The 23,760-nt window shown below is 64.1% G+C and carries 19 protein-coding genes and 5 pseudogenes; 7 read left to right on the top strand and 17 right to left on the bottom strand.

Annotated features, from left to right (window positions below; all coding sequences use genetic code 11):
- Positions 1-5: 5 nt before the first annotated feature.
- Positions 6-296: pseudogene (locus DR046_RS23715) on the top strand (transposase); the annotation flags it as partial.
- Positions 297-367: 71 nt separating this feature from the next.
- Positions 368-631, top strand: a complete 264-nt coding sequence (locus DR046_RS15610) for a hypothetical protein (RefSeq protein ID WP_115383328.1) — start codon at positions 368-370, stop codon at positions 629-631.
- 150 nt (positions 632-781) lie between these two features.
- Here DR046_RS15610 and DR046_RS23710 read toward each other — a convergent pair whose 3' ends face one another.
- On the bottom strand, positions 782-928 hold the full coding sequence (locus tag DR046_RS23710) for a hypothetical protein (protein WP_167767139.1): 147 nt from the start codon (positions 926-928) through the stop codon (positions 782-784).
- Between the two features lie 10 nt (positions 929-938).
- Here DR046_RS23710 and DR046_RS15605 point away from each other — a divergent pair, with 10 nt between their 5' ends.
- Positions 939-1,718, top strand: a complete 780-nt coding sequence (locus DR046_RS15605; RefSeq protein ID WP_115383327.1) for a DUF3800 domain-containing protein — start codon at positions 939-941, stop codon at positions 1,716-1,718.
- Positions 1,719-1,830: 112 nt separating this feature from the next.
- On the opposite strand, the gene DR046_RS15600 is transcribed toward DR046_RS15605, so the two are convergent.
- Positions 1,831-2,811 (bottom strand): IS1595 family transposase, encoded by a 981-nt coding sequence (locus tag DR046_RS15600; RefSeq protein ID WP_115383326.1) that lies wholly within the window; start codon positions 2,809-2,811, stop codon positions 1,831-1,833.
- A gap of 70 nt (positions 2,812-2,881) precedes the next feature.
- Here DR046_RS15600 and DR046_RS15595 point away from each other — a divergent pair.
- Positions 2,882-3,778, top strand: a pseudogene (locus DR046_RS15595) (IS3 family transposase); the annotation flags it as partial.
- A 28-nt stretch (positions 3,779-3,806) separates the two neighbouring features.
- On the opposite strand, the pseudogene DR046_RS24280 reads toward DR046_RS15595, so the two are convergent.
- The 4 genes and pseudogenes from DR046_RS24280 to DR046_RS15575 form a co-directional block, all read right to left on the bottom strand.
- Positions 3,807-3,935, bottom strand: a pseudogene (locus DR046_RS24280) (IS5/IS1182 family transposase); the annotation flags it as partial.
- Positions 3,936-4,445: 510 nt separating this feature from the next.
- Positions 4,446-4,919 (bottom strand): response regulator, encoded by a 474-nt coding sequence (locus DR046_RS15585; RefSeq protein ID WP_115383362.1) that lies wholly within the window; start codon positions 4,917-4,919, stop codon positions 4,446-4,448.
- A gap of 67 nt (positions 4,920-4,986) precedes the next feature.
- Positions 4,987-6,054 carry a sensor histidine kinase gene (locus tag DR046_RS15580; RefSeq protein ID WP_115383324.1) on the bottom strand — a complete coding sequence of 356 codons (1,068 nt, stop codon included), beginning with the start codon at positions 6,052-6,054 and terminating at the stop codon, positions 4,987-4,989.
- Positions 6,051-6,593 (bottom strand): methanogen output domain 1-containing protein, encoded by a 543-nt coding sequence (locus DR046_RS15575; protein WP_115383323.1) that lies wholly within the window; start codon positions 6,591-6,593, stop codon positions 6,051-6,053. The genes DR046_RS15580 and DR046_RS15575 overlap by 4 nt, the downstream gene beginning before the upstream one ends.
- Before the next feature lie 581 nt (positions 6,594-7,174).
- Between DR046_RS15575 and DR046_RS15570 the strand changes: the two genes are divergently transcribed.
- From DR046_RS15570 to tnpB, 3 genes are all read left to right on the top strand, one after another.
- Entirely contained in the window at positions 7,175-10,246 is a 3,072-nt protein-coding gene (locus DR046_RS15570; protein WP_167767138.1) for a PAS domain S-box protein, read from the top strand.
- Positions 10,243-10,614 (top strand): response regulator, encoded by a 372-nt coding sequence (locus DR046_RS15565; protein WP_115383321.1) that lies wholly within the window; start codon positions 10,243-10,245, stop codon positions 10,612-10,614. The genes DR046_RS15570 and DR046_RS15565 overlap by 4 nt, the downstream gene beginning before the upstream one ends.
- Positions 10,615-10,712: 98 nt before the next feature.
- Positions 10,713-11,033 carry an IS66 family insertion sequence element accessory protein TnpB gene (gene tnpB, locus DR046_RS24895; RefSeq protein WP_115383320.1) on the top strand — a complete coding sequence of 107 codons (321 nt, stop codon included), beginning with the start codon at positions 10,713-10,715 and terminating at the stop codon, positions 11,031-11,033.
- Here tnpB and istB read toward each other — a convergent pair.
- The 11 genes and pseudogenes from istB to DR046_RS15510 form a co-directional block, all read right to left on the bottom strand.
- Positions 11,017-11,664 (bottom strand): IS21-like element helper ATPase IstB, encoded by a 648-nt coding sequence (istB, locus tag DR046_RS15555; RefSeq protein ID WP_370816281.1) that lies wholly within the window; start codon positions 11,662-11,664, stop codon positions 11,017-11,019. The genes tnpB and istB overlap by 17 nt on opposite strands.
- Before the next feature lie 87 nt (positions 11,665-11,751).
- Positions 11,752-13,434 (bottom strand): annotated as a pseudogene (istA, locus tag DR046_RS15550) (IS21 family transposase).
- Positions 13,435-13,542: 108 nt separating this feature from the next.
- Positions 13,543-14,061: pseudogene (locus DR046_RS15545) on the bottom strand (potassium transporter TrkG); the annotation flags it as partial.
- 63 nt (positions 14,062-14,124) lie between these two features.
- Positions 14,125-14,736: an exopolysaccharide biosynthesis protein gene (locus tag DR046_RS15540; protein ID WP_115383318.1), complete on the bottom strand. Its 612-nt coding sequence runs from the start codon at positions 14,734-14,736 to the stop codon at positions 14,125-14,127.
- A gap of 81 nt (positions 14,737-14,817) precedes the next feature.
- Positions 14,818-15,363: an EF-hand domain-containing protein gene (locus DR046_RS15535; RefSeq protein WP_115383317.1), complete on the bottom strand. Its 546-nt coding sequence runs from the start codon at positions 15,361-15,363 to the stop codon at positions 14,818-14,820.
- A gap of 73 nt (positions 15,364-15,436) precedes the next feature.
- On the bottom strand, positions 15,437-16,219 hold the full coding sequence (locus DR046_RS15530; RefSeq protein WP_115383316.1) for a hypothetical protein: 783 nt from the start codon (positions 16,217-16,219) through the stop codon (positions 15,437-15,439).
- Positions 16,220-16,320: 101 nt separating this feature from the next.
- Positions 16,321-16,497: a hypothetical protein gene (locus tag DR046_RS23705; RefSeq protein ID WP_167767137.1), complete on the bottom strand. Its 177-nt coding sequence runs from the start codon at positions 16,495-16,497 to the stop codon at positions 16,321-16,323.
- A 41-nt stretch (positions 16,498-16,538) separates the two neighbouring features.
- Complete coding sequence (locus DR046_RS15525; protein ID WP_115383315.1) at positions 16,539-17,471, bottom strand: IS5 family transposase; 933 nt, start codon at positions 17,469-17,471, stop codon at positions 16,539-16,541.
- 186 nt (positions 17,472-17,657) lie between these two features.
- A complete protein-coding gene (locus tag DR046_RS15520) occupies positions 17,658-18,230 on the bottom strand; it encodes a PIN domain-containing protein (protein WP_115383314.1) in 573 nt (190 codons plus the stop codon).
- Positions 18,230-18,688: a helix-turn-helix domain-containing protein gene (locus DR046_RS15515; protein WP_115383313.1), complete on the bottom strand. Its 459-nt coding sequence runs from the start codon at positions 18,686-18,688 to the stop codon at positions 18,230-18,232. The genes DR046_RS15520 and DR046_RS15515 overlap by 1 nt, the downstream gene beginning before the upstream one ends.
- Positions 18,689-18,838: 150 nt before the next feature.
- Entirely contained in the window at positions 18,839-23,725 is a 4,887-nt protein-coding gene (locus tag DR046_RS15510; RefSeq protein WP_245190965.1) for a DEAD/DEAH box helicase, read from the bottom strand.
- Between the last annotated feature and the right edge of the window lie 35 nt (positions 23,726-23,760).

Below are 23,760 nucleotides of genomic sequence, written 5' to 3'. Positions count from 1 at the left end.
TGATGATGGGGCAACGGAAGCGGCGGGAATTTCCCGAGGCGTTCAAGCGGGAAGCGGTCGAGCGGGTCCGCACGAGCGGCCTGACGATCGTCGCGGTGGCGCAGGAGCTGGACGTGCACGAGACGGTGCTGCGGCGCTGGATCGCGCGCTATGGCGAGCCGGGATTGGTGCCCGTGAAGCGCGTCGGTGGGACGGCCGCCGCCGGGGGTCTGTCGCCTGCCGATCTGGCGGCCGAGAACGCGCGCCTGAAGCGAGAGAATGCCCGCCTCCAGACGGAACGCGACATCCTAAAAAAGGGCGATTGTATATTTGACAAACCCGGCCCTCGCGAGCAAGTTTGGGCTCTCATAGTTGGGAGATTCGAGCGATGGCACTTTTCAGCGTTACGTACGATCTGATCGCCGCCAAGGACTACGACGCCCTTATTGACCGGTTGAAGGAGTTGGACACTGTGAGGGTCCAGGCTTCGCACTGGCTGCTGAGCGTCGACAACACGGCGAAGGAGGTCAAAGACCACCTGGCTCAGTACATTGACGACGATGACAAGCTGATGGTCATTGAGTTCAGCAAGAAACCCGTTTTCACGAAGGCGAACGCCGGAACGAATGCATGGCTCGGCGCGCACTTCTAGCCGCGATCGGTCGGCTCGTGCCGGGCGCCACGGCGGCCATAGGGCATCCCGTTCACGTGAACCAGAATGCCTAGGGCGCGAGCGACGAAGTTCAGGATCAAAAGTTTCATAGGTATTATAATACCTCACAAGCCGAGGTATATCAATACCTCACTCGTCCTTGACGTCGTCCTTCGGCTTCTGCTTCGCCAGCTTGCGCAGCCGCTCGTTAAAGCGGGCCTCGTCGTCGTCCGTCTCTAGCTCGCGGGCGGCTTCCTCAAAGCGTTCTCGTTGACTCTTCTCGCTGTCGGCAATCATATCGACCTCCATGTATCGACTGTACCTTGATGAACATGGAACAGATAGCATGACGCGGCTAGACTTGCCTCAGAAGCGCTATCTGAGCCTCACTGGTGTGATGATGCGAGTAGATCATGCTCGTGATTACCTCGTGCCAGCCCTTAGTCGCATTAAAGCTGATATCTTGGACGAGGATCCTGACGCGCCGATCTGTCTCCACAGAGCGGATATTCGGCAGTCGAAAGGACCATTCCAACCTCTGTCTGATGGCGCAACGCGGCTCCGCTTTGACGAGCAACTACTGCGCGTGATGCGTGATGCAGAATATATAGTCATAACGGTCTTTCTTGATAAGCTTGGGATGGATGGGATGTTTCACTGGAAGAGAACGCATCCGTATCACTTCTTGATGGAAGTCATGGTTGAGAAATATACGCTTTGCTTGCAGGCGCGAAATGCAACTGGCGACATAATGCCGGAAGCAAGGGGAAAGCATCAAGATAAAGCGCTTCAAGATGAGTTTACGCGCGTCAGAACGCATGGAACCCGTTACGTCACTCAAAGCAGAATTTCGACGTTCATTCCATCGCGCAATCTCAAGTTCAGAACCAAGAAAGATAACGTTGCTGGATTACAGCTTTGCGATCTTCTTGCCCACCCATCACATTTCACTATCCGCCAGAACTTAAAGCACCCGGTGACCTTGGGCGACTTCGCGGAGCGTGTTTCAGAGATACTTGCGAGCCAAAAATACAATCGGTCAGCATACGGGAAGGTGTGGGGTTGGGGTGCGAAAGCTCTCCCTTGAAACTAGAAAGGGGCCAAAGGCCCCTTCCGATGGATTAATGTACCATCACCTACCGACCGCTTTCGCGCCGGATTAGGCGCGATTGTAGCCCAAAAGGCCAGAAGGTCAAGTGTCACAACGCTTGCATCGTTTCGCTTTCGTCAATCCGCCGGTAAGTGAGGCGCTTCCCGACCACGCTGCGAAGCGCAATCTGACCACGTTCAGCGTCGTCTACGCCATTGGCAACTCGGTGGTTGTAGCGGAAGTCGAACTCAGCCGCGTAGCGGTGTAGGTGCTGCTTACCACAGTGCTGATAGACGCCCTTCATGCCGCGCTTGAAGATGCTGTAGAAGCCTTCGACGGTGTTGGTGTGGACGATGCCGCGGCCATACTCGCCCTGACCGTGACGCACGAAGTCATGGCCGTCGAAGTCGCGGCGCAGGTTGCGATACTGGCCCGCCTCATCGGTGTAGATGGTCGCCTCGCGGTCGATGTTGGCTTGCAGGATCGGTACGAGGGTGGATGCCTTGAGGTCGTCCACGACGATGCTCTTGGCGCGCTTCGTGTTGCGATCCACCAGCGTCAGCATCTTGTGCTTGTGGGCATAGCCACGGCCTTTCTTCTCGCCCTTCGGCTTGATGGAGCGGTCGTTGCCGATGAACGTCTCGTCCACTTCAACAGCGCCGCCGTTGCCGCCCATCGGGGCCAGATCGCCGGAACGCATGCACTCGCGGATGCGGTGGCTCAGGAACCACGCGCTCTTGTAGGTGATGCCCAGGACACGGTGCAGCTGGTGGCTGCTGATGCCCTTCTTGCTGGACACCATCAGGTGGATCGCTTGCAGCCACAGATGCAGTGCGATGTGGCTTTCCTCAAAGATCGTACCCTTGCGAACCGTGAACTGCTTGCGGCACTCGCGGCACTTCCACAGGCCGTGACGCTCAACGCCTTCCGGGTTCTTCTTGCTCGGCTTCGTGCGCACGCCTTCCAGTCGGTAAGCCTTATCGACCCCGCCACAGTGCGGGCAGACCGGACCCTCGGGCCACAGCATGGCTTCGACGTGCGCGAAAGCGGCGGCTTCGTCGTGCATGTAGGCGGCGGAAAGAACGGACATGGCGGGAACCTCTAGAGTGTTGAATTAGAGGTAGCCCATAAGCTTGGGTTTGTCAAATATACAATCGCCTAAAAAAGGCCGCGCTCATCTTCGGCGGAGCCAGCCGGTGATCTTCCGGTTCGTCGATGAGCATCGCGGCACATGGCCCGTCGCCCTCATGTGCCGCGTGATGGGCGTGTCCCAGAGCGGCTACTACGCATGGCGGTCCCGTCCCGAGAGCGAGCGGAGCAAGGCCAACCGGTCTCTACTCAGCGAGATCTGTCGCATCCACGCCGATAGCGGCGGCGCGTATGGCGCGCCGCGCGTGCATGCCGTCCTGCGCAGCATGGGACGGACCATTGGGCGCAACCGCGTAGCTCGCCTGATGCGCCGGGCCGGGCTGCGGGGGCTGGCTGCCCTTCCGCGCCGCGTGCGCACGACCGATAGCCGGCACGGATATCCGATCGCGCCCAATAGGCTTGGACGGGACTTCACGGCAGCGCGGCCCAACCAGGTCTGGCTCGGGGACCTGACCTACTTGCGCACCGGCGAAGGCTGGCTTTTCCTGGCCGCGGTCCTCGACCTGCATACCCGCCAGATCGTCGGCTGGTCGATGCGCGAGACGCTGCACGCCGAGATCGCCGTGGAAGCGCTCGAGATGGCGGTGAGGCGACAGCGGCCGGCGCCAGGGCTCATCTGCCATACGGACCGAGGCATCCAGTACGCCTGCGAGGACTACCGAAAAGTCCTTGAGAAGGCGGAGATCACGCCGTCGATGAGCCGGAAGGGTGACTGCCTGGACAACGCACCGATGGAGAGCTTCTTCGGGACGCTGAAGACCGAGCGCATCCATCACCGCGTCTACGCCACCAGGGACGAAGCGCGCCGCGATCTGTTCGCCTGGATCGAAGGATGGTACAACACCCACCGCCTCCACTCGGCGTTAGGATATCGTTCACCCGCCGCCATGGAACGCATGGCGGCCTAACCGCCTCCACCGAACCGGGGGAAGATCAGTCGACGCCGCGGCGCGCGATGCGGGGCGTGATGGATCGTGCCTGGCATTCCCGGCGGCACTGGCGAAGGTGTCGGCGTTGGCCGCGACGGCGGCGCGGAGGGGTGCTCCGCCGTTGCCCGCCCGTCCGAGCGCGGCAGCTCCATTCGGATTGCCCCGGTGCACTCCGCGGGCCTTTGCCGCCGCCAGCGCCTCCTTCGTACGCCGTGAGATCGCCTCGCGCTCCTGCTTGGCAACCAGCGCCATGATGCCGACGACTAGGTCGTTGCCCTCGGGCATGCCCGCGAACAGCTACGGTGGGTGAGGATCCTTATGAACACTGGGCAAGACAACTATTTCGTCTACAAGGGCAGCGAAGCCGCAACATACCTGCAACTCGGGCATCCTGAGAGAGAAGGCGAAAAACAGGGATGAAGAGCCGGATAGGAGCTTGTACGCATGGTCGACGCGCCGCTAGCGTTGCCAGCACTCAGGCCGCCGAAGAAGGTGCTGCCGTCGGCCGACACACCGAGGTAGTGCCTGTCCTAGCCGAATAGCCCGACCAGCGCCCCGGTGACCAAGCCGATTTGCAGTCAGCGCGAGATCGTTGCAGGACGCCAGCCTGATCTGGGTGCATCGGGACGAACCTGACGCCTTGAGATCAGTTCCCCTTCAATACTTGTCGGAGCGCCGATTTCAGGTCCTCGGCCTCGAAGGGCTTCTTGACCCAACCAATGGGATGAGCGGGAGCCGCGCGCTTCACTGTCTCCGGGTTTCCGTAGGCTGTTGCAAAGATGGATCGGACGCCCAGCAACTCGTAGATCTCTATAGCGGCGCTGATGCCGTCGCGTTCGCCCCTGATGTTGATATCCATTGTGGCGCAGTCCGGACGATGCTGTTCGACAAGCCGTATGGCTTCCGCGGCCGTCGTGGCGATCCCGAGGACCTCTACGCCGAGATCCTGAAGCATCATCTCGAGTTCCATGGCGATGATAGCATCGTCCTCGACCACGACAACGCGAAGCGGCCGCCGCGGCTCGGCAGAGTGCTGCCCCGACGCAGCTGTTCCAGCCCAAGAAGTGCTCTTCCTGTCACGCCCGGCCACGCTGACGTCAACGATTGCAGCAGCAGGCATACACCCGGCCATGGAAGCTAAAAGTCTCTGCGATCGCGTCCGGCGATGCGCAGCGAAGGCTCGGTTCTCAAGATAGTGGGCGCGCTGCATCATCGTCGTTCCCTGGTGGCAGTGCAGATCGGAATTGTACGGAGCATCTGGAGCCTAGATGGTTAGCGACCTCGAATCTGCCACCGATTTGCCGGCACAGGGCCCGCACCAGAGTCAAACCCGACGAGCGCGAACTGGTTTCCTCACTGAAGCCGGGTCCACCGTCCTGGACCTCTAGGTGAGAATCACCGGCAGAAGACCAGAACCGCACGCTTATTCGGCCACCGTCGCTCGCAATTCCGTACTTGCACGCGTTGGTTACAAGCTCGTTGGCGATCAAGGCAACGCAATGCGCCTCCTCGGAGGTCATTCGCGCATCCGCGATCGCGAGGTCGAGCCGGTCCGCGGAGCCGTAGCTCGAGGCAGCACCCGTCACCACCGCTTCCAGGAAGCTCTGTGCAGAGATCGATCCGGCGCCCTCGTTCTGGTACAGCGCTTCCTGCGCCGTCGCCATCGCCCGGAGCCGACGGGTCGCCGTCAGGACGACGTCCCCGACCGCGGAGGATCTGTTGCCCGCAGCTGACATCTTTATCAATGACAGCATCTGCTGGATGTTGTTCTTGACCCGGTGCTGGAGTTCGCGAACCAGCACCCGGTTGTCTGCCAGCGCCTCCTGGAGCAACGCGTTCTCCTTCAACCGCTGGTGCAACTGTCGGTCTATCTCTCTCAGGCGCCGATTGAGGACGCTGAACTGATCTTCCCGGACAGGCAGCAGCCGAACGATCAGCAGCGTCTCGGCGCTGCCAGCCCACTGCAGCCGTGCAGCGAGCGCGCGGAAACGCTCTCTGCCTTCTCCGCGCGCGAGCGTCAGCGAGCCGACATGTGACGAGGTCGAGCCACTGGCGCGACGGAGGAAAGACGCGATGTCGATGCCACTGTCTTCGAAGAGATCAAACAGGCTTGCTATCCTGCCCTTCTCCTCGAGAAGGCCGTGAGCCGCCGCGTTTGCCTTATGCACCTCGCCCTTGAGACCGACGACCAGTGCAGGTTCCGACAGGAACTCCAGATCGAAGGGGATGCCCTGAAGTGCGGCTCCGCGCTTCATTCCGCCGTCCGGAAATACTCTCTGGAATTCGGCTCGGCCTCTTCGGAGGGCCTCAGATGGACGACCACGCGGCAGCCGGGATGGCCCTGCGCAATGGACTCTTCGATCTCGACGCGCGCGTAGCCAAGGTTCTGTGCGGCGATAGAGCCAAAGACGTTCGAAGTCATCATGCATAGCGACGGGCGGCCAGCGACGAACTCGCCGAAGGGACAATTGCGGTTTCCGAGGATGATCCGATCCTCTCGCTCCTCGATGACATAGAAGTCGCCTTCTATTCTGCGCTTCAGGTCGACGAGGACGTCCCTCACCTGGCTCCGGCTGAGGCGGTCGACCGCCAGCGCCTTGCGATATGAGGCGTCGATGCTCTCACCTATCGCGCCCCCTACGACGCTGATGTATCCTGACGCCTCGGCAAGGCCAACCACACTCTCCAGCGTGCCAGCAAGCTCTCTCAGCAATGCACGGAGGAAGACGTCACGCTCCAGATCGACAGCGGCGTCCGAGACCGGGGGAACACGTTCTAGGGACGTCTGCGTCATGGCCGACCTCGAGTGCTTTGCTTGGCCTGCAACTTTCCCACCATTTCATGGTCAGCACAACGGGCGGTTTCGGTCTGCCCCTCGCTTGGCGCTTCAGGTCAGACGGGGGAGTTACCCGAGAAGCTGTCTCACTTTCCTGAAACGGCGCCCGGTTGGTCTGTCGTCAGTCCCTCATCTCGGCTCTCTGCAGCGACCCGAGGGCGGCCATTCGGGGCCCCGGCTGTCCCCGGGGCCACACGCGTGAGGGAAGCTGAACGCCTTCCGCACCAGACAGTCAGTTCCGTTCTGACGCCGAAGGATAACGTGAACGACGGCGGTTGCGCCGGAGAGACTAGGCTTTGCTTGAAGAGAATGCTCATCTGACTAAGGTGTCCCGGTCTGATCAAGGAAGGCCGCGAGAGTGATGTCCCCGAGAGCCCCGTCGATCGCTGGCAATGAGACGGGAGACTCTTTCCGCGGCGTCCGCGACCCGATCGATCTCTCGAAGCCAGAGCAGTGTAAGCTGGAAAAGCAGGCAGTGGGTCCGGGCGGAGCTCAACGTTGATCAGGCGCCGACCTCGCTGTCAGAATGGAGAAGATTGATGCAGCGCAAGTTCTGGTGGTCAGCGCTTGCCCTCTTCTCCGCCGGCTGCGTGTCGGCCTGGGGGTTCGGCGTCTACTGGGATCACCATTCAACGCTCAAGGAAGCACAGCATCAACTCGAGTCAAGAGCCCTCCTTCTCGAGCAGCATGCCGGCCGCGCGTTCGAGGCCGGAGACACACTCCTGCAGGGGGTCGTCGAAATCGCCGCCGGCGTCAGTCTCAGCGATCCTGCGGCCGCCGAGGCGTTGTTCTCGCAGCTCAATCGCCTGAAGGGAGACAGCCCGCAGATCAGTTCCGCCTGGGTCATGGACGCGGACGGCGTCACGATCGCCGAAAGCTGGACGCACCCGCCCGCAACGCAAGGTTCCTTCTCTCACCGACAGTATTTCCAGGCGCATCTGGCTGGGGAGCGCGGCCTGCATATCGGCCCGCTCGCGGTCGGCGGATCGAGCGGTCGTCCGCGCTTTACCCTCAGCCGCGGGCTGTTCGACCAGACTGGCGGCTTCCTCGGCGTCGCCGCCGCCGGCGTCTTCAGCGAGTATTTCTCCGAACTCTATTCTAGAGCGGGCCCCGGCAGCGGGGCCCGTCTCAGTCTGACGCGGCGCGACGGCGCGGTCCTCGCCGAATGGCCGCCCGACGCCCCAGACGAAGCCGGTGACGTTCTGATGGCGGAACGGGTGCTTCCGGAGTACCCGATCCGCATCCGCGTATCGCGGCCGCAAAGTAAGGTACTCGCACCTTGGCGCATGCGCTCCGCCCTCACCGGTTCCGTCGCCCTTGCCGCAATAGCGGCATTCGCTGCGCTGACGGCGCTCGGCCTGCGCACCGCGCACCAAGAGCGGCAGTCGAGGCGGCAACTCGTCGACGCCAATGAGAGACTTGAAGAGCGGGTCGAAGACCGGACAGCGGCACTGGGCCTTGCCCACACCCGCCTGAAAAGCCTTCTCGCGACGGCCGGGGCGGGCTCGTTCGTCTGGCAGCTGCCTGACGGCGAGGTTCACGGAGATGCCGGCATGGCCAAGCTCTTCGAGCTCCCATCGGACGAGGTCGCACGGAGCCCCTCCGAGATCTATCTTTCGCGCATCCATCCCGAAGACCGGCCAGACGTCGAGGCGAAGGTCGCCGCACTTCTCGCAGGAGAAACGCGCTATGACGACGAGTATCGCGTCATCCTGCCGGACGGACGAGTGCGATGGTGCATCGCGCGGGGCACCGTCGACCAAAACAGGCTTTTCAGCGGGGCCGTCTTCGAGGTCACGGAGCTGAAGAACGCCGAGGCGCGCGCCGCCGAAAACGAGGCGCGGCTCCAGCTCGTCGCCGATTCGGCGCCGGCGCTCATTTCATATGTCGACCGCGACGGTCGCTATGGCTTCGTCAACAGGGCCTACGAAAAATGGTTCGGGGTGCCACGCAGCGAGATCGTGGGTCGGCATATCAGCGAGGTGCTCGGGGAAAAGGCGTTTTGCACTGTAGGACCCAGGGTGGAAGCCGCGCTCCGAGGCGAGTCGGTCAACTTCGACGCCGAGGTCCCCTACGAAAGCGGCGGGATCAGGCATGTCGAAGCCGAGTTTGTCCCGAGCAGGGGAGTTGATGGCAGCACAGACGGGTTTTTCGGGTTCGTGACCGACGTGACGCAGCGCAAGCGGGACGAAGCAGCCCTTCTTGAAGCGTCAGCACGGACGCAGGCGCTTGCGGCCGAACGCATCGCCGTTCTCGGCCAGCTTTCCGAAGGCGTGATCGTGACCGACGACAGCGGCAAGATCGTCTTCGTGAACGAGGCGGCCGCCCGCATTCATGGCACCAGCATCGTCGATATCCCGCCCGAGGAATTTTCCCGCAACTACAGCCTCTTCACGCTCGACGGCTTCCCATACCCGAGCGACGAGCTTCCTCTCGCGCGCGCCGTCCTGAAGAAGGAAACCATCACCGACGACCACTGGCTGATCCGGCGGCCGGACGGGCAGGAGGTCGTGGCGATCGGCAGCGCAAGGCCGGTCTACACGGACGATGGACGCTTTATCGGCGGCGTCCTGACACTCAGGGACGACACCGCCCGCCGTGCCGCCGAGGAAGCGCTTGCGGCAAGCGAGCGGCAACTGAATGCGGTGCTGAACAACACCCGAATGGCGGTGTTCATGATGGATGAGCGCCAACATTGCAGCTACATGAACGCGGCCGCGGAGAAGCTGACAGGATACCGTTTCGAAGAAACTCAGGGCCGGCCACTGCATGATGTGGTCCATCACACCTATCCCGACGGCCGGCCATTCCCGATTGAGGAATGCGCCATCGACCGGGCCTTCCCGGAGAACCACCAGACGGAGGGCGAGGAAGTGTTCGTCCACAAGGACGGGCATTTCTATCCGGTCGCTTACACCGCCAGCCCCATCCACGACGCCGCCGCGCGCGCGATCGGTACGATCATCGAGCTTCGGGACATACGCGTCGAGAAGGAGAACGCCGAACGCCTGCAACTGCTCATCGGCGAGCTGAACCACCGGGTGAAGAACACGCTCGCCACGGTCCAGTCCATCGCACAGCAGGCCCTGCGCGGGCAGGACGTACCGGCCCGCGTCCGCGAGGCAATCGTGTCACGTCTGATTGCCTTGTCTCGCTCCCACGACCTTCTAACGCGTCAGGAATGGGGGAATGCCGACCTAAGGGACATCATCCGCCAGGCTCTCCAGCCATTCGGGATGGCGGATGCGCGGGCTGGACGTTTCGTGCTCGATGGCGGCAGCATCATGCTTCGGCCCAAGGCGGCGCTGGCCCTCGCCATGGCTTTTCACGAGCTGGCGACCAATGCCGTGAAGTACGGTGCGCTGTCCAATGATGGCGGGCGCGTCCTGCTAGGCTGGCAGCAGAACGATGGCAACCTGCACCTGACGTGGCAGGAGACGGGCGGGCCGCCCGTTAAAGAACCGTCCAACAAGGGCTTCGGCTCTCGCCTGATCGAGCGCGGCCTCGCGTATGAGCTCGATGGCGATGTGATCCTGAAGTACGAGCCGGACGGGCTCCGCTACGAGATCGTTTTTCCCCTGAAGACGACAACCGAGGAGGTATCGACATGACCGCACCGGAGAAGCTGGCCGGCCGGCGCGTCCTCGTCGTCGAAGACGAGATCATGGTCGTGATGATGGTCGAGAACATACTTGGCGACCTTGGCTGCGAGACCGTCGCAGCGAGCAACAAGGCACGCGCCTTTGCTCTTCTTGAAAAGGAGACGTTCGACGCTGCCATTCTCGACGTCAACCTTGATGGCGCGGAGAGCTACGATGTCGCCGACGTGCTCGTTCTCAAGGGCACGCCATTCATGTTCTCGACCGGATACGGCGTTGACGGGCTAAAGCCGGCGTACCGGCATTTGCCCGTCCTGCCGAAACCTTTCTGGGAACAGGAACTGTTGCGGCTGATCTCGGGGCTGGTCGGCGACGCCTGAGGGAGACTATTCCGGCCTCGTCATCTTGGCTGCCTTACGAAAGTGGTGGGGCCGGATCCGTCGACGCTGGCGCGGCTGATTGCGGTAGTCGGGGGGGCATGATTGCGATGCCGCCGGGCGCGCGGGTGCGGCTCTGCAATGCCGTCACCGACATGGGAAGGGGCATGCCGGGTCTCGCGCTGCTCGTGCAGGAGGGGCTCAAGCGCGACCCGCATGCTGACGACTTCCACGTCTTCCGGGGGCGCTTGGCGTCGATGGTAAAGCGTCGGTGTCAATCGGCGTCCAATTCTGACCCTCTATCGGCGTCGAAGAATGACCCCCTCTTTCTGGGTGCACGGATAGCTGGCCCGATGCGGTGTAGCCGTCATACAGCGCAACCGGATCGGGCCAGCGGGGGCTGTGTCAGGCCGGTGTCTTGAAGCGCCAGCTCTCGTTGCCGGTCTCGACGATGTCGCAGTGGTGGGTGAGCCGGTCGAGGAGTGCGGTGGTCATCTTGGCATCGCCGAAGACGCTCGGCCATTCGCCGAAGTCGAGGTTCGTGGTCACGAGGATCGATGTGCGCTCGTAGAGGCGGCTGATCAGGTGGAAGAGCAGCTGACCGCCGGTCCGGGCAAAGGGTAGATACCCGAGTTCATCGAGGATATCGAAGTCGAGCCGGCACAGGATGTCCGCAGTGCGACCCTGGCGATCGGCGCGTGCCTCGGCGTCGAGCTTGTTGACGAGGTCGACGACGTTGAAGAAGCGACCGCGCCTGCCGCTTCGAATGCAGGCTCGGGCGATGCCGACGGCAAGGTGGGACTTGCCCGTCCCGGTGCCGCCGATCAGCACGACGTTGCGCTGCTGCTCAAGGACGTCGCCGCCCGCCAGATCGCGGACCAGCGTCTCGTTCACCGGCGTTTCCACGAAGTCGAACTCGTCGATCTCCTTGGCCAGCGGCAGCTTGGCGATGGTCATCTGGTATTTGATCGAGCGCGCCTGCTTCTCGCTGATTTCGGCGTTCAGGAGATCCCCGACGATCCTCTGCGGCTCGTGCTGCCGCCTTACGGTCACGCCGGAGGCGTGCCTTCGGCACGACGGCGATGATCTCGTCATAGGCCGCGTTCGGGGGCGCCCTCGGACCGGTGGCGGGCTGCCCCCTCACTCCCGTAGAGCTTGAGCTGGCCCATCACGTCCAGCACCTGCGATCTTTCCATGGTCCGGTCTCCTCAGGCTGTCGTAGCGTCTGCAATCGGCGACCGGCTCGCAGCTCAGGCGCAGCGCGTCTGGCGTGGCGATCTTGAGCGGCGGAGCCGGCTCGTCGTGCCGGAGGCACGCCTGCGGCGTGACGGCGGGCGAGGATGTTGAGGACGACAGCGGAAGAGTGCACGCCCTCGCTTAGCGCCTCGGCGCAGGCTGCCTCCACCGCCTCCAGCCCGTCGGTCAGGACCGCGCTCAGGATCTCCACCATCTGGCGGTCGCCGTTCGGCATGCGGCCGAGCTTGCGCTGCACACGCCGCATCGCCGGCGGCAGCTCCCAGTCCTTGAACGGCGCGCCGTTCCGCAGCGCACCCGGCTTGCGGGCGAGCACCGGGACGTAGTGGAGCGGATCGTAGATGTCCTTGCCGCGGCCGAAGGCACGTGCGTGCTCGCCCACTATCTTGCCGTCCTGCCAGATCTCGATCCGCTCTGCAAAGGCGCGGACCTCGACGGCCCGGCCGACGGCGTGGGCATCCACGGAGTAGCGGTTCGTCGGGCAAAAGGTCCCCCGGACCTTTTGCTGATCCTCCTCACTGTCGAACCGGACGAGGCAGGTCTTCGACACGGAGGCCGGCACGGCGTGGAAGCCGTCGAACCGCCCGGCATAGGGCACGAGGCGCGGCCGCTCTTCCTCGAACACCTCCCAGGTCGTCCGGTCACGCATCTCCGGGTGGGGATCCGTCCTGGCCCAGGCGACGCAGCGGTCCTCGAGCCAGGCGTTGAGCTCGGCGTAGCTCTTGAACCGCGGCCGCGGCACGAAGAACCGCCGGCGGACCACGCCGACCTGGTTCTCGACCTGGCCCTTCTCCCAGCCGGAGGCCGGGGTGCACGCGACTGGCTCGACGAGGTAGTGCCCGCACATCTGCTGGAAGCGGCGATTGTAGGCGCGATCCCGGCCGACGAAGATCGTATCCACGGCCGTCTTCGTTCGGCGTGGCCTCGAACCGATGGCGGCTCACGCCTCACTCTCGTAGATGCCCCGCGCACAGGCGCCGCCAAGGAAGGCGAAGGCCCTGTCGTGCGCGTCGAAGACCATCTCCTGGCTCTCCCGCGGGTAGGCCCGCACGAACAGCATCCGGCTGTAGCAGAGCCGGACATGCGCGACCTTCACCGTCGTAGTCACCCCGTCGATCAGGACGAACTCATGGCTCCAGTCGAACTGGTAGGCCTCGCCGGGATCGAAGCGTCGCACCGGAGGTGCGCGTCCCGCGCAACGGCACGTAGGCCGCAGCGGAGGCCTCGCGTTCCGTCCTTGTCCATGACGAGGCATAGCGCCGGACCGCGTCGTAGCCGCCCTCGTAGCCGAGCGCCTGGAGGTCCTCGAAGATCCGGATCACCGTCAGCCGGTCGCGCTTGGGCTTGCGGGCGTTCTTCCGCAAGCATCCGGTCGAGTTCGTCCTTCCACGGCCCGATCTTCGGCTACGGCTGGACACTGCGCTCGTAGGTGCACTCCGTCGCGCCGGACCGGATCACCCGCCGCACCGTGTTCCCAGACACCCGCAGCTCCCGGCAGATCTGCTTGATCGGCTTCCTGTCCTGAAAATATGCCCGACGGATCTTCGCAATCGTCTCCACGACCAACATCCCGCATCTGCTCCCGGTTGCCTCAGGAGCATCATGACCACCGATGTCAGGGGGTCAGTTTTGGACGCCGATCACCCCGCTACGGGGTCAGTTTTCCATGCCGAGTCACAGTTGCTGACGGCGCTTGAAGAAGGCGACCGTGGCCAGCAGCAGCACGATGAAGGTCGTCACCTTGATGCCCCCAGCCGTCGAGGTGCTGCCGCCGCCGATCACCATGAGCGACATGAACATCATCGCCGTGCTGTCGTGGAGACCCCCGATATCGACCGTGTTGAACCGCGCCGTGCGCGTCGTCACGCCCTGGAACCAGCTCGCCCAGAGCTTGTCGCCGATCCCCTCGAGTGTGCCGAGCGTCCGCGGGTTGGTCCATTCCAGCGCCGCGAAGGCCAGGACAGACCAGACGATCAGCGCCAGTGTGCCGACCACCATAAGCTTTGTGTGCAGCGAGAAGGCGCGCCAGGTCCGCTTGGCGTAAAGCTCGGTCACGACGATGAACCCGAGCCCGCCAAAGATGAACAATGCGGGCACGGTGAGGTTGACAATCGGGTTGCCGACCCATCGCGACAGGCTGTCGGGGAACAGGCCGAAGCCCGCGTTGTTGAAGGCCGAGATGGTGTGGAACAGCGCCTGGCGGCGTCGCAGTCACCATTTACACCAGGCTCGACGACTGGAAACGGGCGTGGCGGCGCGTCAGGTGGACGATCCGCCGGAGGAGACCAGCGCCCAGATCCCTCCGCCAATTGCAAGGGCGGCTCCCACGAAACCGATGAGCATGAGGAGCCCGTCGCAAAACAGCAGCCCCATTCCGAAGATGGCGATGACGATCATCGGGCCAGAGGTTGCGAAAGGGATCAGTTCCAACGGCGGCACCGTCAGCAAGAGCAGGAGGATCACAACGCAGGCCACCCGCCGCCCGGCTGGGCCTGCGAAGCGCGACAAGCGCTGGTGCAACTTCGCGTCGATGCGGAGTGACACCGGCCTGAGCCATTCCATCGACTTGATCACCCGGTCGGAGTTGAGTCGCCGCCGCCGCAGCCAATCTGGTGCCGAGAAATGCTCGTACCCCATCAGAAGGCGAACGGTGATGAGGGCGAGGGTTAGCGCCAGAAGCGTGGGAAACCCCGGAATGCCGCCGAGGGGCGAAAGCTCCACCAGCGGCAGGATTGCAAGGGCGGGCCCGTAGCCACGGTGGTCAAGGGCGTCGATCAGATGGCCGACCTCGACTTCGCCACCCTCCGTGTCCCCGGCTGCCTTCTCAAGTTCCTCGACGACGTCGGTGAGCGCGCCTTCTTGCTGTCTCATTCGCTTCTGTCCACCGGGCGGGTCGACGCCGCCGCCCGGTGGGCGGCGGCGCGAGGGACGTAGGAAGATTGGTACAGGACCTTAGCCGAACCAGCCGGCTTCGTCGGCCACGATGCCCGTGTCGTCGTCGGCATCGAACCAGTCGAAGAGGCCGGCGAAGAAGTCGTTCTCGCGCACGCCCACTGCATCGCCGCCCTCGATCTCGACCGTCTCGATCCCGGCATCGGTGGTGAAGTCGTCGAAAAGGCCCGCGGTGGTAAATTCGTCGTTGAACTCCTCCTCGGTGATGGTGCCGTCGCCGTCATCGTCCCAAGCGGAGACCTCGAAATCGGCCCTCGCCTCTCCGTACCAACTGTCTACGCCCTCGTCCCATTCCGCGATGGAGAGCGCGCCGTTGTCGTCATCATCAAACAAGTCGAACAGACCGTCTTCGTATTCCACAGCCGAGACGGTGCCGTCGTCGTTGGCGTCCCAGTTGCCGAAGAGGTCGGAGTCGGTGACGCCGGTGTCCCATTCGGAACGCGTCAAGGTGCCGTCCCCGTCCGCGTCCCAGTCCGTGAAGGTCTGTGCGAAAACAGGCTGCCCGACGATAAGGACGGCGGCGCCGATGAATTTTGCTAGTCGCATGACTCATAGTCCTTTTTATCTGGTTTGAGGAGAACGGTCGCTTGCTCGCCGCAAGCGACCATCTCGCGTCGGATCAGTTTCCTTGGGTGGTGCCTGATGCGTCCGAATTCGAACCCGAGCCGGTCGCGGAGCCGTCGGTGGCTTGGCCGCTTCCGGACGTGCCCGAGCCGCTCTTTCCGCCGCCATTCTGGGGGCGCTCGACCGGCTGGCCGGCGGCGTCGTAGAGGATGATCTCGGCATCCTGCTGAAGCCGCATCGCGATCTCCTGCATGCTCTGCTGGCGCAGATATTGCTCGATCTGCGGACGGACTTGTTCGAGCGGAGGAACCTCCTGCTGCGCGTTCGCCTGAAGATCCGAATAAGCCTGCTGCACGGCCTCGTCGGTGACCGCGTTCTGCATTTCCCGGTCGATCCAAACCTGTACCAGGGCATCGTCCTCGGCAGCCTGCATCGAGCCTTCGACGAGGGAGATAACCTCCGGATCGTCCGCAAGGTTCTGGGCGCGGGCTTCGGCAAGAATCAACTGGCGCAGGATGAGCTGCTCCATCGCCATCGGGATGAGCATCTCGGGCGGCTGTGCCGCAAGCTCCGGGGAGAGCATGCCGAGCACCGTCATGATGTCGGTGCTGCGGATCTCCTCTCCGCCGACGGTGGCGACAAGAACATCCTGCTGGGCGCCAGCGCCCTGGCCGGACTGATCCGCGCCGGACGCCTGCGCACCGCCTTGGGTGCCGGTGTCCTGGGTTTCGTTCGACTGCGTGCCGCTCTGCTGAGCCATGGCACTGCCGACTGCGAGCGGCACGCTCAGAAGCGCGGCGGCTGCCGTGCTGAGCATGTAACGATTGATGAAGGTCATTCGATTTCCTCCTCCGACTGAAACTTCAAGAGGGCGCGTTTGACGCACACGCCTGTGGCTCGACGGGGCCGGATCGGCCCGACCCCGCGGGCTCAGGCCGATCAGACGTCCCAGAAGCCGCCATCGCCAATGTCGTCGCCGACATCGCCGAATTCAGGCTCCTCGATGACGCCGCTGTCGTCTGCATCATAGGAGTCATAGACACCGGTATTGTATTCATCTTCGCTGAGGAGGCCGTCCTCGTCTTCGTCGTACTGGTTGAACCGGCGCTGTTGCATGAAGCGTTCGAAGGTCAGACTTCCCCTTTCCCCGTCTGACGTCAGCCGACGGGCTGCGTGACGGGGATGCCGAGGGCGGTGAAGCGGTTGAGGATGGCGATGCGGACTTGGAGTTCGGCGGTCTGACGGTCGAAATCGCGGGCCATGAGCTTCTGGCCGAGCAGCTTCATGCAGTTCATCTTGGTCTCGACGCGGCTGCGTCGATGGTAGCCAGACCACCTCCGCCAGAGCGTCCGCCCGAAGCGCTTCATTGCGCGCAGGGCCTCGTTGCGGCTGCGGGCGCCTGGGCTGTCCTTCTTCCAAGGTTTGGCGTTCCTGCGCGGCGGGATGATCGCTTCCGCACCCCGCAGGGCGACGGCGTCGCGACAGGCGCGGCCGTCATAGGCGCCGTCGGCGGTGACGGACCCGATCGGCTCGCCGTCGGGGATCTGCGACAGCAGGCCGGGCAGCATGGGCGCGTCGCCGACGCTGCTGTCGGTGATCTCGACGGCCCGAACCTCGAGCGTCGCCTCGTCAATGGCCAGATGCACTTTGCGCCAGACGCGTCGCTTCGCTCCTCCGTGCTTGCGCGCATGCCACTCGCCTTCGCCCTGGACCTTGATGCCCGTGCTGTCGATCAGCAGGTGGAGCGGCCCGCCCGAGCCCCGGTAGGGGAGTTGCACGGCCAGCGTCTTCTGGCGCCGGCACAGCGTCGAGTAGTCCGGCACCGGCCAGTCTAGGCCCGCGAGCTTGAGCAGGCTGGCCACGAAGCCGGTCGTCTGGCGCAGCGGCAGGCCGAACAGGACCTTCACCGTCAGGCAGGCCTGGATGGCGGCATCGCTGTAGACCGGCTGCGCGCCACGCTTGCCCGAGGGCACCGCATGCCACGGCGTCAAAGGGTCGAACCAGACCGTCAGCGAGCCGCGCTCACGCAACGCGGCGTTGTAGGCGGACCAGTTCAGAGTGCGGTAGCGGGTGGGCGCAGGCTTGGACATGCCGCCCAGCTATGTCGCTGGAGTCCCGATGTGAATCCCGGGCAGGCTTCATGCAACAACGCCCTCTCCGTGTCTTTCTCGCGACAGCAGCGGATGACCGGAACCCGCCCTGCGTGCCGGGCGGCTCGCGGCCGCAGCGAACGACCGCTTCCCGCCCTACGTTCGCTCCTTCGTTGTTCCTCATCGTCAAATGAAGCCTCTGTATGGACTCAGGGCTGCCGCCGCGTGGACTAGGCCCTGCCCTTCCATCTTGCGTAGCAGCCCATCCGCTTCGAGCTCGGGGCGCCGCAGGCGCTCGCGCATCCGGCGTATCGCCGTGACACCTGCTGCCCCGTCCAGGTCAAGACAGTCGGCGATGAACGCGTCGGCCGTCACGGCCTCGATCCCCCAGGCCTGCAGGACCTCCACAGGGAAGTCCTTCACGTTGTCGGTGACGATCACGTCTGCCTTCGCGCCGATCGCTGCTGCGAGGACGTGCACGTCGCCCGGATCCGGCAAGACGAGGTGTTCTTCGATTGCGCGGTCGTGGAGCACCATTGCCTCCGGGAACGCTGTGACCATCGCCACGCGCTGTCGAGACGTGTCAGCCGCGCCTTCGGTGATCTTCGCGATCGTGCGCTCGGTCTCGTCGAGGATGGCGTCGCTCCAGCGGAGCCGGAAGAGTCCGGCTTCGGCCAAGCTGAGGATCAGGTTCCTACGCAGCGCGCCGCCGAGGACGCAGGCGTCGATCAGCGCCGTGAACCGATCCCCGCGCCGCATCAGATGAGGTCGGCGTCCAGACCTGCGAGCTCATCCAGGGCCTTGCTCCGTTCGGCATCCCGCCTGGCCCGGTAGGCGAAAAGGTCCTCGGCCCGGACACGGCGGTGCCGCCCGACCTTGTGATGCGGGATCCGGCCCTCCTCCAGCAGCTTGATCAGGAATGGCCGCGAGACGTTCAGATGGTCGGCCGCCTGCTTCGTCGTCAGCTCGGCCTCAAGCGGCACCAGCGTGAAGCCCCGTCCGTCCGCGACGAGGCGCAGGAGTTCAAGCAGCGAGGCCGACAGCGCAGGCGCGAGGGTGATCGGTGTCCGCTGGCCCTTCGCATCGGTGAACTCGAGTTCGACCTCACCGTCCTCCTTGGCTTGCGAGGCAAGGATGGTGAGCAGTTGCTCGGCGCCCTGCACCTCGATCTGGTCGGGCAGGCGGTCGTCGAGCCGGTCTTGGCGCAATGCAGACATGGCGGAAGCCTCCTTCGGAAGGTGACAAGGATATAGTCGCCCACCGCCATAAACGCAATAAGTTAAATAAGTGAAACGATCGCATCGGATGCGGTCACCACCTTCGTTGCGAGGCGTAGATCTCTCCCGCACCTCAGAGCATCGCTTGGATCATTCCGCGGCTTCCGCCCGGGCTGCTGCCTTGAGCCGCAGCGGCGGCAGGGCGTCGACGATCTTCATCGTCTCGAGGCTTACCGTGATCACCCGCCGCAGCAGGGTCAGGGGGTATTCGGGGTCGCCCATGGTCTCGATGGCGAAGCGGTTGGCGTCGTTGATGATGTCGCTGCCCTTCTTGGTCTTCGGGTTGTAGGTGTCCTTGGTGACCGACTGGCGTTCCATGACGTGCTCGATCGCGCTCTTGCCGTTGACGACGTAGCGGTAGGCCGCCTCGGGGACGTCCGTCAGGGTGATGCGGTCGTTGTAGTGGATCGCGGTGCGGTCCCGGTTCGGGCGCTTGCCGCCGAAGCGCATCTTCTCCACGCGGTAGAAGGCCTCCGGGTCGTCCACGACCCAGGTTCTTGGGTCGCCTTCGCGATAGGTGACGGCGTAGGGCTCTTGCTCCTCATAGCCGACATGCAGATTTGCGAGCGTCCGGCCGGCGTCTCGGAAAGCGCGGTAATCCTCCACCGAGGCGACGGCGGGGATGCGCGGGAGGGCCTTCTTGAGGTTATCAGCGTAGCGCGTCCGGTAGTCGGGCGAATGGAGCAGGCCGTAGACGTAGTGGAACAGGTCCTCTTTGGTGATCGCCTCGCCGGGCCAGGCGGCCTGGAAGTGGGTGAGCCCCTCGTCGGTGATCCCGTCGCGGCGCACGAGGCCGGGGCCGTCCGAGGCGGCGAAGAGGTCGGGGGTGTCCGCGTCCTTCTCCGGGGCCTCGTAGTAGTAAAGCGGGAAGCATTGGGAGCCGGCCATATCGGCGACGTGAAGCGCGGGCGGCCGGTTTACCATGAGCGCTGAGAACGCGCCGCGATGTCCTGTTGTCGATAGGCAGATGATGGGCGTCTGCGTATCTGCACCGGGGAGCATGCGAGGAATCTGGAGCCTCGTTTCGTTGAGGTCTGGGTCGAAATAGAGCCAGCGTGGCGTGAACGGTCGGTAGGTCGCCAAGCGTGGGGCCGACGGATCGAACTCGATATGACGGTTGGCATCGGCTTTCTTCTTCAGACCGCGCGACCAGGCAATCTTTCGTGGGTCGCGCTGGATCTCGGTGGCCGACCTGCTGGTTCCATCAGCTACGGACAGGCTGCTGATGTAGCTGTCGATTAGCTTGCGCGTGTTCGCCTCCAGCGCAGAGCGCGAGCTGTTGAAGGCCCACGGGTCACGACCAGACAGGACGCCCATGGAGTACGTCGCAAAGACTGCGGGGTCAGCATCACGGGCATTGTCCCCAATCTTCATGAACTCGTCAAAAGCCGTGTCCCGCTGATTGATCCAATCACCATGCTCGTCCGGCACGATTTGGGTCCAGCCGTCCGCCTCTTCCACGCCGCCCGCGCTGCCGAACTCACGCACGATCCGCAGCTTGTCCTCTCGGCTGAGGTAGTCGCCGATATCGTGGTAATGAATGGCTCCCGCTGCTACGGACCCGGGACGCTTCGTGAGAACGAAAACCGCGATCGGCGCCTTGGTCCCTTCACCAAAGACGTTGCCACTTTCCATCCGTCTTCGGTCGCCGGAGGTGTTTGCATTGCCTCGCGCGTTGAAGATGCGGAGGTCGCTAAACTCTTCAACAAGGCACCGCCGCACTCCCGCACTGGCATTCCCATCGAGGAACCCACCGTTCGTAACAAAGGCCACGACGCCCCCATCCTCACCCAAGCGATCCGAGGCCCAGCGGATCGCGCGGATGTAGGAATTATAGGTGTCGCTCACGTATCGGGCGTTACTGCGCGCCGCGTAAGTTTCGCGAATACGCCCATCGAGCTTCGGATAGTCCACCTTCGCGTCGCCGCTGTTCGCGTCCTCCTCGCCCACGACGTAGGGCGGGTTCCCCACGATCACCCGGATGTCGAGGTTGCGCTGGCGGGTCCGGCGCTCGGCGTTGTCGGGCAACAGGTCGTCGAGCATGTCCCGGTGCTCATGCAGCGCGAAGGTGTCGGTCAGCAGGATGCCGCAGAAGGGCTCGTAGGCGGCCTCTCCGTCCTCCTCACCCATGAGGTCGGCATAGACCGTCTCGATGTTGATCGCCGCGATGTAGTAGGCGAGCAAAATGATCTCGTTGGCATGCAGCTCCTCGCGATACTTCCGCGCGAGGTCCTCGGGCGCGATCAGTCCCGATTGCAGCAGGCGCGTGATGAACGTCCCGGTGCCCGTGAACGGGTCGATGACGTGCACGCCCTCCGCCCCGATGCCCACGCCGAAGTCGCGGCGCAGCGCCTCGTCGACGGAGCGGAGGATGAAGTCCACGATCTCGACCGGCGTGTAGACCACGCCCATGCGCTTCGTCGTGCGGGGGAAGGCCGACTTGAAGAAGTCGTCGTAGAGCTGGACGATCAGCTTCTGCTTGGCGGCCGGGTCGGTGAGGCCTTCGGCGCGGCGGCGGACGGAGGCGTAGAACTCCTCCAGGCTCTCGGCTTCCTTGTCGATCCGCGCCTCGTCCAGCCGGGCGACGATGCCCTGCATGGCCCGGCTGATCGGGTTCTCGTCGGTGAAGCGGTTGCCTTGGAACAGGCTCTCGAAGACGGGGCGCGTTATGACGTGCTGGGCCAGCATCTCGATGGCGTCGGCCTCGGAGATCGCCTCGTTCAGGTCGTCGTGCAACTCCTTGAGGAAGGCGTCGAAGGTGGCACGGGCGTCCGGATCCTCCAGCAAGGCCTCGATGCGGGTGATATGGTTCTGGGCAATCTTCGCGATGTCCGCGGCCCAGCGGTCCCAGTATTCCTTGGTGCCGCACTTCTTCACGATTTGCGCGCGGATGGCGGCCGAGAACTCGTCAACGAAGAGCTCGCCCTGGGATGTCGTGCGGCCCCCCCCGTCTCCCTCGTCGTCGCCCGGCGCGCTGCCCTGGCCGATGCCTGCGCCGCCGCCGGGGGACTTGCCGCCGGGCAGGTCCGGGGCGACCGCGACGATCTCGATCCGGCTTCCCTCGGTCTGGCCAAGGTGGATCTTGTTGATGTCGCCGTCGAGCCGCTCGTCGTGCGAGCGCAGCGCGTTCAGGATCTGCCAGACCACGCGGTAGCGCTCGTTGTCGTTCAGCGCCTCCTCGGGGGAGGTGCCGGCCGGGATGGCGACGGGCAGGATCACGTAGCCCATCTTCTTGCCCGGCGCGCGGCGCATCACGCGCCCCACGGACTGGACCACGTCGATCTGACTCTTGCGCGGGTGCAGGAACATGATCCCGTCCAGCGCGGGCACGTCGACGCCCTCGGACAGGCAGCGGGCGTTCGTGAGGATGCGGCAGTTGTCGTCGCCCGGGTCGGCCTTCAGCCAGTCCAGCAGGCGGCCGCGGCTGTCGGCGTTGAACGTGCCGTCGACGTGGCGGACCTCACAATCGAGGGTCAGCTCGTCCTCGGGGTTCTGAGTGCGGAACTCCTCGGCAACGGCGGCGAACTCGCCCTCGATGATCTTCGAGGACTTGATGTCCCGGCAGAAGATCAGCGCGCGTTGCATGGCGCCCGTGTCGGTGCCGACGTCGACCGTCAGGTCGGTCTTGGTCAAAGCCTTGTAGCAGCCGACGATCTTGGTCGCGTCGTCGAGCATCAGGTCGTTGTCCGCGCTCTCCAGCCGGCGCTGGACGCAGCGGGCCACCTTCCCCTCGTCCACCGCGAGGACGATCACCTTGTAGTCGGTGAGCAGCTCGTTCTCGACGGCCCAGGAGAACCCGCGCTCGAACAGGGTCTCCCCGTAGGTTTCCGGGTCGTCCATCTGTGCGAGCGTCAGCGACTGTTCCTTCGCGCGCTGCCGCGCCGCCTCGCCGTATATGCGGGGCGTGGCGGTCATGTAGAGGCGCTTGGCGGCAAGGACGTGCTCGTTACTATGGATACGGACGAAATTCGACTCGTCCTCCTCGCCGGTCGTCACGCCCGTCGTGCGGTGTGCCTCGTCGCAGACGATCAGGTCGAAGGCCCCGAGCCCGGCCTCCTGCGCGGCGGAGATCACCTGGATCGACTGGTAGGTGGCGAAGACCACCGTCATCGCATCCGGAGCCGCATCGGCCATCTTCGCGGCCAGCGCCTTGCCGTTCGTCGTGGCCGGGTAGGCGAGGTCGTGGATCGCGATGTCGGCGGTGTCCTGACGGCCCTGCCGCTTGCCGACCTTGGCGTCCGAGCAGACCGCGAACGACCGCAGCGGCAGCGTTGCATCGTTCGTCCACTCCCGCACGGCCTGCGACATGAGCGCGAGGGAGGGGACCATGAAGAGAACCGTTCCGCCCACGCCGACCAGATCCTCGGCGATGCGCAGGCTCGTGAAGGTCTTGCCGGTGCCGCAGGCGAGGATGAGCTTGCCGCGATCGGCCTCGGTTAGGCCTGCGCGGACCGCGTCGAGGGCTTCCTGCTGGTGCGGGCGCAGGGTCTTCGACTCGGAAACCTTCACCTCGCCGGTCCGCACGAAATCGGACCAGAGGATCGGACTGGCCTCAAGGTCGCTGAGGCCGATCCGGTTCGTCGGGATTGCCTGACCCTCAAGGGCCTTCTCGGCTCGATCGGTCCAGTTGCCGTCGCTCGTGTCGACGATCAGCCGCCAGACGAAGCCCTCTTTGCCGGACGCGGTGAAGAAACTGTCGATGTCGGCTTTATCGACCTTCTTCGACGCGTCGTAGAACTTGCACTGGACCGCACAGAAGCCCGAGCCGTCCGCCAGGGTCGCGACCAGGTCGATCCCGCTGTCGGTGGCATCCTCGCCACGCGCCTTGGCCCATTCCTCGTAGGTCTCAACCTTAGAGAAGAGAGCGCATTGCAGAGGGTCGTGGCGCAAGTACACCGCGGCGATGTTCTCGAAGTACGTCCCCTTCTCGCGCTCCGTCCGGGCGGTCTCGCGGAACCGCGCGAGGAGGGCCCTCAAGTCTTCGCTCATTCCGGAAACCTGCTCTCTTCGAA

Origin of the sequence: Jannaschia formosa (assembly GCF_003340555.1) — a bacterium.
GTDB classification, from domain to species: Bacteria; Pseudomonadota; Alphaproteobacteria; order Rhodobacterales; family Rhodobacteraceae; genus Jannaschia; species Jannaschia formosa.
This window is presented reverse-complemented; position numbering and strand designations above follow the sequence as displayed.